The sequence below is a fragment of the Mesorhizobium sp. M1E.F.Ca.ET.063.01.1.1 genome (genome assembly GCF_003998155.1).
Classification (GTDB): Bacteria; Pseudomonadota; Alphaproteobacteria; order Rhizobiales; family Rhizobiaceae; genus Mesorhizobium.
Map to the genome: position 1 here is coordinate 1 of NZ_RZSC01000165.1, position 9,866 is coordinate 9,866.

The 9,866-nt window shown below is 62.0% G+C and carries 10 protein-coding genes; 7 read left to right on the plus strand and 3 right to left on the minus strand.

The features are described from left to right. Positions 1-247 (plus strand): hypothetical protein (locus EOA29_RS42235; protein WP_210213147.1); only part of this gene is annotated, 247 nt, incomplete at its 5' end. Positions 248-281: 34 nt separating this feature from the next. Here the strand turns inward: EOA29_RS42235 and EOA29_RS14315 are convergent. Both EOA29_RS14315 and EOA29_RS14320 read right to left on the minus strand, forming a co-directional pair. Then, entirely contained in the window at positions 282-1,457 is a 1,176-nt protein-coding gene (locus tag EOA29_RS14315) for an acetate/propionate family kinase (RefSeq protein WP_127221054.1), read from the minus strand. 62 nt (positions 1,458-1,519) lie between these two features. Further along, entirely contained in the window at positions 1,520-3,901 is a 2,382-nt protein-coding gene (locus EOA29_RS14320; RefSeq protein ID WP_127221055.1) for a phosphoketolase family protein, read from the minus strand. Positions 3,902-4,046: 145 nt separating this feature from the next. On the opposite strand from EOA29_RS14320, the gene EOA29_RS42975 reads away from it, so the two are divergent. Continuing rightward, entirely contained in the window at positions 4,047-4,409 is a 363-nt protein-coding gene (locus tag EOA29_RS42975) for a DUF1858 domain-containing protein (RefSeq protein ID WP_245468470.1), read from the plus strand. Positions 4,410-4,477: 68 nt separating this feature from the next. On the opposite strand, the gene EOA29_RS14330 is transcribed toward EOA29_RS42975, so the two are convergent. Beyond that, positions 4,478-5,182 (minus strand): Crp/Fnr family transcriptional regulator, encoded by a 705-nt coding sequence (locus EOA29_RS14330; RefSeq protein ID WP_127221056.1) that lies wholly within the window; start codon positions 5,180-5,182, stop codon positions 4,478-4,480. Between the two features lie 208 nt (positions 5,183-5,390). On the opposite strand from EOA29_RS14330, the gene EOA29_RS14335 reads away from it, so the two are divergent. From EOA29_RS14335 to EOA29_RS14355, 5 genes are all read left to right on the plus strand, one after another. Further along, on the plus strand, positions 5,391-6,590 hold the full coding sequence (locus EOA29_RS14335; protein ID WP_127221057.1) for an NnrS family protein: 1,200 nt from the start codon (positions 5,391-5,393) through the stop codon (positions 6,588-6,590). A gap of 148 nt (positions 6,591-6,738) precedes the next feature. Then, positions 6,739-7,185, plus strand: coding sequence for a pseudoazurin (locus EOA29_RS14340; protein WP_126095552.1), 447 nt, complete (start codon positions 6,739-6,741; stop codon positions 7,183-7,185). 257 nt (positions 7,186-7,442) lie between these two features. After that, a complete protein-coding gene (gene nirK, locus EOA29_RS14345) occupies positions 7,443-8,546 on the plus strand; it encodes a copper-containing nitrite reductase (RefSeq protein WP_127221058.1) in 1,104 nt (367 codons plus the stop codon). Between the two features lie 71 nt (positions 8,547-8,617). After that, positions 8,618-9,475, plus strand: coding sequence for an SUMF1/EgtB/PvdO family nonheme iron enzyme (locus EOA29_RS14350; protein ID WP_127221059.1), 858 nt, complete (start codon positions 8,618-8,620; stop codon positions 9,473-9,475). A 22-nt stretch (positions 9,476-9,497) separates the two neighbouring features. Next, on the plus strand, positions 9,498-9,866 hold a 369-nt coding region (locus EOA29_RS14355), incomplete at its 3' end, for a group III truncated hemoglobin (protein WP_145969674.1).

Sequence of the window (9,866 nt, forward strand, 5' to 3'; positions counted from 1 at the left end):
CGAGGTCGACATAGGAAAACAGCGAGCCCGACCGTTCGTCCAATCCGCGCATTCACCGTCCCCAAATCGTTCGGGGAGCAGTGAATCACGCTCCAAACAACCGCGCCAGTACTTCTTCAACAGCCTGCTAGAGCAATTTCAGGAAAAGTGCGCAACGGTTGGGCTCGGCGACTTCGCCGTAACCTTCCGTTCGGAACTGCGTAAAAACAAACAGTTAGAGCGGTTCAGCGATTCTACCAAACGCTGAACCGCTCTGAGTCCCACCACCCATCACGGGCAAGTCAGACCGCTTCGAGTTTGAGGAGTTGCGTGGCCACCGCGCGTTCCTCGTCGGCCGGAATGACAAGAACGTCGACGCGGGAATCCGGGGCGCTGACCAGTTCGGCGCCACCGCGGTTCAAACCGTCATCGAGCGAGACACCGAGCCATGCCGCGGCCTCGCAGATCCTTTGCCGGATTTGAGGCGCATGCTCGCCGATGCCCGCGGTGAACACGAACGTGTCGAGCCCTCCAAGCGCGGCTGCGAGCGATCCGATCTCACGCCCGACGCGATAGACGAAGAGATCGACGGCACGGGCCGCCGCAGGGTCCTTCGACGCAAGCAGGGTCTGCATATCCCCGGAAATGCCGGATACGCCGAGAAGGCCCGATTGCTCATAAAGCAAGGTGGACAATTCGTCCGGCGACAGCTTGCGATCCTGCAAAAGGTGCAGAAGCACGCCAGGATCGATGGCGCCGCAGCGTGTGCTCATGACGAGGCCCTCAAGCGTCGAAAAACCCATGGTGGTGGCGAGGCTTTCCCCTGCCTTCATCGCGCACAGGCTCGCCCCGCTGCCGAGATGGGCGACAATCGTTCGTCCGCCGGCGCTTGGGCCGTAGCGGTCACGGAGCTTCGCGGAGATGTGGCTATAGGAGAGCCCGTGGAAGCCGTAGGAGACGATGCCCTGTTCCGACATCGTTTGCGGCAAGCCATAGAGCCGGGCGAGTTCGGGCCGCGTCGCGTGAAAGGCCGTATCGAAGCAGCCGACCTGTTTGACTCCAGGCAAAAGCCGACGGGCCAGGCCGACGATCTCCAGGTTGATCTCCTGATGGATCGGAGCGAGCGGTTCGAGCCTGCGCAGAAGATCGAGCGTGCGCTCGTCGAGCAGGGTCGCCCGGACGAATTCCTGACCGCCATGCACGATGCGATGGCCGACTTTGCCGACCTGGCGCAGAAGGCCGCTATCGGCGAGAAAGGAGGATACGGCTTCGAATGCCTTCGCAATATCGATCGGCCCGTCCCCCAAGCTCCTGTCGATCCCGGGCGACAAAGCCGTGGGCGCGACGCGCAATCGTGGACGGTGCCCGATCGATGAAACGCTGCCACGCGCCAGCTGGGGAAGTTCGCCGCGCTGCTGAAACAAAGCGAACTTCAGGCTTGAGGAACCGCCATTGAGGACGAGGATGGTACCGGTCATGTCCGGCCGGTTCCGGCCAACCTCACGGCGCCCGTCCTCTCGGTCTGGCGCTTCGGCATCGACTACCGCTCCCATTTCCAGCCGAGGATTTCGGGCATGTCCTGTCCATGCTCGCGGCTATAGGCATGGTGCTCGATCAGCTTGCCTTCCATGGCCTGTTTCAGTTGGATGTGCGCGCCGGCCGGCTCGGGAATGCGGTCGAGCACGCTCAGCACGAGATGATAGCGGTCCAGCCCATTCAGCACGGTCATGTCGAAGGGTGTGGTGGTCGTCCCCTCCTCATTGTAGCCGCGCACATGGATGTTGTCGTGGTTGGTCCGCCGATAGGTCAGGCGATGGATGGTCCATGGATAGCCGTGGTAGGCGAAGATGACGGGCTTATCCTTGGTGAAAAGCGCGTCGAACTCGCGATCCGACAGGCCGTGCGAATGGTGTTCCTTCGGCTGCAGGGTCATCAGGTCGACGATATTGACCACCCTGATCCTGAGTTCGGGAATGTGGTCCCTCATAATCTGAACGGCGGCCAGCGTCTCGAGCGTCGGCACATCGCCGGCGCAGGCCATAACCACATCCGGCTCGGCCCCGCGGTCGGTCGACGCCCAGTCCCATATGCCGATACCGGCGCTGCAGTGAACCTTCGCATCATCGATGGACAGCCACTGCCAGGACTTGGCCTTGCCGGCGACGATGACGTTGATGCGGTTCCATGTTCGCAGCACATGGTCGGTCACGCAAAGCAGGCTGTTTGCGTCCGCCGGCAGGTAGACGCGCACGACATCCGCTTTCTTGTTCAAAGCCACGTCGATGAAGCCTGGGTCCTGGTGGCTGAAGCCATTGTGCTCCTGCTGCCAAACATGGCTGGACAACAGGTAGTTCAGCGAGGCGACCGGTCTTCGCCAGGGCAGCTTGCGGCAGGCATCCAGCCATTTCGCATGCTGGTTGAACATGGAATCGACGATGTGCGTGAAAGCCTCGTAACAGGAGAACAAGCCGTGGCGGCCAGTCAGGAGATAACCTTCCAGCCAACCCTGACAGGTATGCTCGGATAGGATCTCCAGAACCTTGCCTTCCCTGCCGAGGTGAACATCCTCGGGCAGGATCTTTTCCATCCAGGCACGCTCCGTCACCTCGAAGACATCCTGCAGCCGGTTCGAAGCCGTCTCGTCGGGGCCGACGATGCGGAAGTTGTTCGAGCTTTGATTCAGCGCCATGACGTCGCGCAGGAAGTTGCCCATGACTCGGGTCGGTTCTGCCTTGACGTCTCCGGGGCGGGAGAGCGGGACCGCATGCTCATCCAAGCCAGGCAGTTCGAGGGACCGGCGAAGCAGACCGCCATTGGCATGCGGGTTGGCGCCCATGCGCATGGCGCCTTGCGGCGCGGTGGCGCCGATCGAGGGCACGGGTACGCCCGCGGCATCGAAGAGTTCTTCAGGCCGGTAGCTCTTCAGCCAATCCTCGAGCATCTTCAGATGCGCAGGGTTTTCGGCGAGACCGGAGAGTGGAACCTGGTGCGCGCGCCAGAACCCCTCGGTCTTCAGTCCATCGACCTCCTTGGGGCCTGTCCAGCCCTTTGGGCTTCGCAGCACGATCATCGGCCATTTCGGACGGGGCTGCGCGGTCGCCGCGCCGCTGCGCGCCGCCTGCTGGATCGCCTTGATGCTATCCAGCGCATCGTCGAGCACGACGGCCATGCGCTCATGCATCCAGGCCGGATCGTCGCCTTCGACGAACAGCGGCTCGTAGCCATAGCCGACGAACAGCGCGCGCAATTCCTCCTCAGGGATGCGGGCGAGAATGGTGGGATTGGCGATCTTGTAGCCGTTGAGGTGGAGGATCGGCAGCACCGCCCCGTCACGCGCCGGGTTGAGGAACTTGTTGGAATGCCAGGACGTGGCCAGCGGCCCGGTTTCCGCCTCGCCGTCGCCAACGACGCAAGCGACGATCAAATCCGGGTTATCGAAGGCGGCGCCGTAGGCATGCGAGAGCGCGTAGCCGAGCTCGCCACCTTCATGGATCGATCCGGGCACATCCGGCGCCGCGTGGCTTGGGATGCCGCCGGGAAAGGAGAACTGCCGGAAGAGCTTCTTCATTCCGGCCTCGTCCAACTGAATATCGGGATTGATCTCGCTGTAGGTGCCCTCGAGGTAGGTGTTCGCGACCATGGCAGGCCCGCCGTGGCCAGGGCCGCAGATATAGATGACGTTTGCGTCGCGCAGTCTGATGGCGCGGTTGAGATGCGCATAGATGAAGCTGAGGCCCGGCGAGGTTCCCCAATGGCCAAGCAGCCTGGGCTTGACATGCTCCAGCCGAAGGGGCTCGCGAAGCAGCGGATTGTCGAGCAGATAGATCTGCCCGATGGTCAGGTAGTTGGCGGCACGCCAGTAGGCATCGATGTCGTGCAGTTCCTGCGCAGACAAGCGATTGGCGCTGGGACGCTCGGTCATTTCCGACTCCTTCGCTGGTTCCAAACCGACCCCGGCTAAACCACAACGCACCGAGGCTGCCACCGGTTCATGACCGGCCGGTGTCAAGAGTGGCCGCCATCGATCTATCGGAAGAAGAACGGTCGAGCTTTGATCCATCGCAAAAATGCCAGGCCAGGGCGGCCGCAACTCTGAAATGCGCCTCAAGTTCCGGCTCGCCGAGCGAGGCAAGACAGCGCCATCTTTGTTTCAGAGCAACGAACACACCAGAAAGCCCGTGCAGGATGCCGGCCTGTACATGCGGACAAATGCCATGAAACGCAAATTGAACGACGACGCGACGATGGACGGGATCATGCGCGAGACGCCGGCGGCAATCCGTGTCGTTCTCCAGCACGGCATGCTGTGCGTCGGCTGCCCGATCGCTTCCTTTCACACGGTTTCCGACGCGGCACGCGAGCATGATCTCGATGAAGAGCAGCTTCGCCGCGAGCTGCAGGCCGCGATCGAAAACGGTCCCGTCGAATAGAGCGGCTCGGCGTTTGGCAGAATCGCTTAACCGCTCCAACTATTTGTTACGCAATTCCGGACGGTGCTCTAGCTTTTCGTCGCCCGACCTTCGGCGATGACGAGGAGCCGATGCGGCTCGACCACGACGATCCTCTGGCGCCCGCTCTTGACGAGCTCCTGGTCTTCCCAGGCTGAAAGCAACCGGCTCACCGTATGGAGCGTGGTGCCCGTCATTTCCGCGACGTCCTGGCGTGAAATCGGGAAGTCGATCAGAATCCCTTCCTCGGTCTTTTTCCCCGACTGCTTGATCAGCTTTAGCAGCGCATGCGCAACGCGTTGTTCCACCTGCTCGGTGGACATCTCGATGACGCGCGCGTGGGCGTCCTGCAGCCTGCTTCCCACCGTCTTGTAGATGTTGGAACTGAAGCTCGGGAAGCTCGCCGCGAATGTCGGCCAGAGCCGGCTTGGCCAGGCAAGCGCCACGCAATCGACGGCGGCGATGGCATTTGCCGGGTAGGTCGTCAGGCCCAGCGCGCTGGCGATCCCCATCAGCTCGCCGGGGCTTATGTACCGCACGGTCACCTCCTGCCCGTCCGGGGTCGACTTCACCACGCGCACGTGGCCGTCGAGCAGCAGGAAGAATGAATGAGCCTCCTGCTCCTGCTCGAACACCGGCTGATCCTTGGCAATCCGCATGGACCTTGCCTGCCCGACTATGCGGTCGAGGTCCGCGGCTGCGATCCCCTCGAAAACAGACAAGCCGGCAATCAGTGATCGATCAAGGCTCGCCAACGGCCTTTTCTCCCCGGGCTTTCAACGGGGCAACACGCTCAGGCCCCTGACCAGACTGTGTCACGGACGACCGCCCGTCGACAAGTGAAGCTTCCTGTCGGTGCCGCCCGCGATTCACGCTCTTGTTTGCGCTGAGGCAAATTCCATCCTCCTTGACCGGGATAGAAGAGCCACACAGGCACCTTGCCTGGGTTCCAACGAGGCAGTCATGGCAATTCCACGGACGCGGCCGAGCGCCTATCCGGCAATTCTCTCCTACGGGTTCCGGCCCTTCTTTCTGCTTGGCTCGCTGCAAGCCGCTATCGCGATGCTTTTGTGGTTGCCCCTCTATTACGGCAAGCTCGAAACCTTCAGCACGTTCCTGCCTGTGGACTGGCATATTCACGAATTGCTCTTCGGCTATCTGTCGGCAGTCGTGACAGGCTTCCTGCTGACTGCAATTCCGAATTGGACCGGACGACTTCCCGTTCAGGACTTTCGCCTGCTCGTGCTCGTGCTGCTCTGGATCGCGGGCCGGGTGGCCGTGTTCTTTTCGGCAGAGATGGGCTGGCTCTTGATCGCAGCCATGGATTGCTCCTTTCTTCTCGCCGTGGTCGCCGCCGCCGCAACGGAAATCGTTGCCGGAAGAAACTGGCGGAACCTCAAGGTGCTCCTGCCGGTCGCGACGCTTTTCGCGGCAAATGTCATGTTTCACGCCGAAGCCCATTACCAGGGCGTCTCCGACATGAGCCGGCGCCTCGGTCTTGGAGCGGTCGTCGTCCTCATCATGATCATCGGCGGTCGGATCGTTCCGAGTTTCACACGCAATTGGCTGGCTCGCGAGAAGCCGGGCCGGCTCCCGGCACCGTTCGGCCGGTTCGATGCCGGAACCATCGCGCTGTCGGCCATGGGACTCGCCGCGTGGGCTTTCTTCCCCGACAGCATCGCAACCGGCGTGCCGCTAATCGCCGCGGCGATCTTCAATGCCATTCGGCTCGCCCGCTGGGCGGGTGACCGAACGCCGTCCGATCCTCTGGTTCTGATCTTGCATGTCGCATTCGCCTTTGTGCCGTTTGGGCTGCTGCTTGCCGGGCTGGCCATCTTCGCTCCGGGAACGATCCCCGCAATTGCCGGCATCCATGCGTTCGCGGTGGGGGCGATCGCCTGCATGACGCTTGCCGTCATGACCCGCGCTTCCCTCGGCCACACGGGCCGCGAATTGAGGGCGAGCGGAGGAACAAGAGCTGTCTTCGTCGCGATCGTAAGCGCCGCCATTCTGCGCGTGGCCGCCGCCATGGCGCCTGGCGCGGCGATTCTCCTCCACATCTCGGCGGCGCTCTGGGTTGCGGCCTTCGCCGGCTATGCAGTGCTGTTTGGCGGCATGCTCTTGCGGCCACGCCTGCAAGCACGCCGCAAGAGCGCCTCTTGAAAGCGGGCGACGCGGCGCATCTCCTCGCTTGTTGCGCGCCGATCATTTTCGTCGGGCAATTTGCGCCAGCGCAAATCACTAGGTCGCCCGGCAAACTAAAAGGACGCAACGGTTGATGCCGTGGTGAAACAAAGAAAGGAATTCTCCAATGAAACTGCCCCTGGTTGCCGCGGCGATCGCATTGCTCTCAATTGTCGGCGTTGCCAATGCCGAAGAACATGTCGTGCAGATGCTGAACAAGGGTGAAAAGGGCGCGATGGTGTTCCAGCCCGATTTTGTCCGGGCGGCTCCCGGCGACACCATCAAGTTCGTGCCTACCGACAAGACCCACAATGCCGAGATTATCAAGGGAATGATCCCGGACGGCGCTGAAGCCTTCAAGGGCAAGGCGAGCGAGGAGATCACAGTCACCCTTACCAAAGAGGGCGTCTATGGCGTGAAATGCGCTCCCCACTACGGCATGGGCATGGTGGCTCTGATCGTCGTCGGCAAGCCCGTCAACCTGGAAGCGGCGGAAGCCGTCAAGCAGACCGGCAAGGCGAAGCCCGTCTTTGCCGAACTGTTCGCGGAAGCGACCAAGACCGCTTCGAACTGATCCGACAGCGCGCGTGGCTGCCTCCGGCAATGGCGGGCTGGAGGCACTGGCCGGACAGACCATGGGAGAGGTCTGTCCGGCCAGTTTCATTTGCGATTTGGCATCCGCTGCAATCACGGCCAAGCAATGCGGGGATGCGTTCGGCAATTGATCCAAATCAAAAATCAATTGATCCAAGGTTTGCGCAAACGCAAAGAAGCGCCGCGCAAAGATACTATCCTGGCTTCATCGAAACGGTGAAGTTCAGGAGATGAAAAATGCTTACGAGACGTGAAGCCTTGTTGGGTTCTGTTCTTACCGCTGCCGCCGTTGCCACCCTTGGCTCGGCGCCGGCGATGGCGGCCGCGAAGGATGTGGCCGGACTGCCACGCGAGAAGGTGACCCTTGTCGCGCCGCCGTTCGTGCACGCTCACGACCAGGTGGCCAAAGGCGGTCCCAAGGTTGTCGAGTTCACCATGAAGATCGAAGAGAAGCCGATGGTCATCGATGCCGACGGCACGCAGCTCAACGCCATGACCTATAACGGCTCCATTCCGGGCCCTCTGATGGTCGTGCATGAGGGCGACTATCTCGAGCTCACGCTGATCAATCCCGATACCAACACGCTCGCCCACAACATCGACTTCCATGCGGCGACCGGCGCGCTCGGGGGCGGCGGGCTGACCCTGGTCAATCCGGGCGAGCAGGTGACGCTGCGCTTCAAGGCGACCCGGCCGGGCACGTTCGTCTACCATTGCGCGCCGGGCGGTGCGATGATCCCCTGGCATGTCGTGTCGGGAATGAGCGGAGCCGTGATGGTGCTCCCGCGCGACGGCCTGAAGGACGATAAGGGCAAGCCCCTCCGCTATGACCGTATCTACTATATCGGCGAGAACGACTTCTACATCCCGCGCGACGAACAGGGAAAATTCAAGAAGTACGACTCGGCCGGCGACAATTACGACGACACCGTGAAGGTGATGCGCGGGCTGATCCCGACGCATGTCGTGTTCAACGGCAAGGCAGGATCGCTGACCAGCCAAAACGCCATGAAGGCCAAGGTCGGCGAGACCGTCCTCATCGTCCACTCGCAGGCCAATCGCGACACGCGACCGCACCTGATCGGCGGCCACGGCGACTTCGTCTGGGAGGGCGGCAAGTTCGCGAACCCGCCTGCCAAGGACATGGAAACCTGGTTCATCCGCGGTGGTTCCGCCGGCGCCGCGCTCTACACATTCCGGCAGCCGGGCGTCTATGCCTACGTCAATCACAATCTGATCGAGGCGGTCGAGCTCGGCGCGACAGCGCACTTCACCGTCGACGGAAGCTGGGACGACGATCTGATGATGCAGGTCGAACCGCCCAAGGCGATCGCCTCGTAACCCGAGAGAGCCGGTCACTGTGCAATCCGCCCTTACCGCCGGCGGGTTGCACGGCAGGCGGAGTATTCGGCATGTCTTTCGATCCTGCCTTCACGTTCGGAACGATCGCGGCCGCCGCGCTCATCGGTTTGGGGGTCAGCCATGCGGTCGATGGTTCGCAATCGGGGGCTCCCGTTGCCGTGGGTGAACTGGTGGTTCTGGCGCCTGGTTCATTCAACCATTCGCAGCCTGGCGAATTCCTCAAGGACAATCATCCCGCGCCGGCGCCCGTCTTGAAGGAGACCATTGATGCGCCGCTGGAAATCATGAAGTTCCAGGTGAGCGCAACGGATTACGACCGTTGCGTTTCGGATGGCGCCTGCAAGCCCGCGGACTCGCGCCTTGCCGGCAACGTTCCGGCGACCGGCGTCAGCTTCACCGATGCGCAAGCCTATGCAAACTGGCTGTCGGCGCGAACGGGCGAGACATGGCGGCTGCCGACAGACCTGGAATGGGCCTATGCCGCTGGCGAGCGGTTCAGGGCCGACATAGAGGCCGGCGAAGGCGACCCGGCCAACCCGGCAAGGCGATGGCTCACGCAATATCGCAACGAGGTTGCGCTCGGTCGCAAATCGGATCCTGAACCGCAGGCACCCGGGTCCTTCGGCCTCAACTCAAAGGGCGTCGCGGATATTGCCGGCAATGTCTGGGAGTGGACATCCACTTGCTACGCCCACGCGACGATGTCCGGCGGCGGCATTGCCAGCTCGATCAGCAATTGCGGCGTGCATGTTGTGGAGGGCTTCCACCGCACCTACATTTCGAACTTCATCCGCGACGGCAAAAGCGGCGGGTGCGCGGTCGGCACGCCGCCCGACAATCTGGGCTTTCGACTCGTCCATGACCGTAGCTGGTTTCAGGACGCGCTTCATCGCCTGGGCGTTAGCTGAAGCTTGAAGAATAGGAACGTGAATGACTTCGAAACCGGTCTTGCTCGACAGGGTTCGCCCTGCCCTCGAACAGCCCCTGGTTCGTTCTGATGTCGATCGCGCCTCGATAGGAGCACTGGTCCGCAAATTCTATTCCAAGGTCAGAAAGGATGAGCGGCTCGGACCCATTTTCGCCCGCGAGATCGTCGGTGATTGGGAGCCTCATCTCGAGAAGATGACGGACTTCTGGTGCTCCGTCATATTGAAGAGCGGCGACTATAATGGACGGCCGGTGCCGGCTCACCTGAAGCTTCAGAATGTCGTTGAAGCCGACTTCGATATCTGGTTGGCCCTCTTCGGGGAAACGGCGGCAGAGCTGTTCGCCTCCGAGACCGCGGCGGTGTTTGTCGAG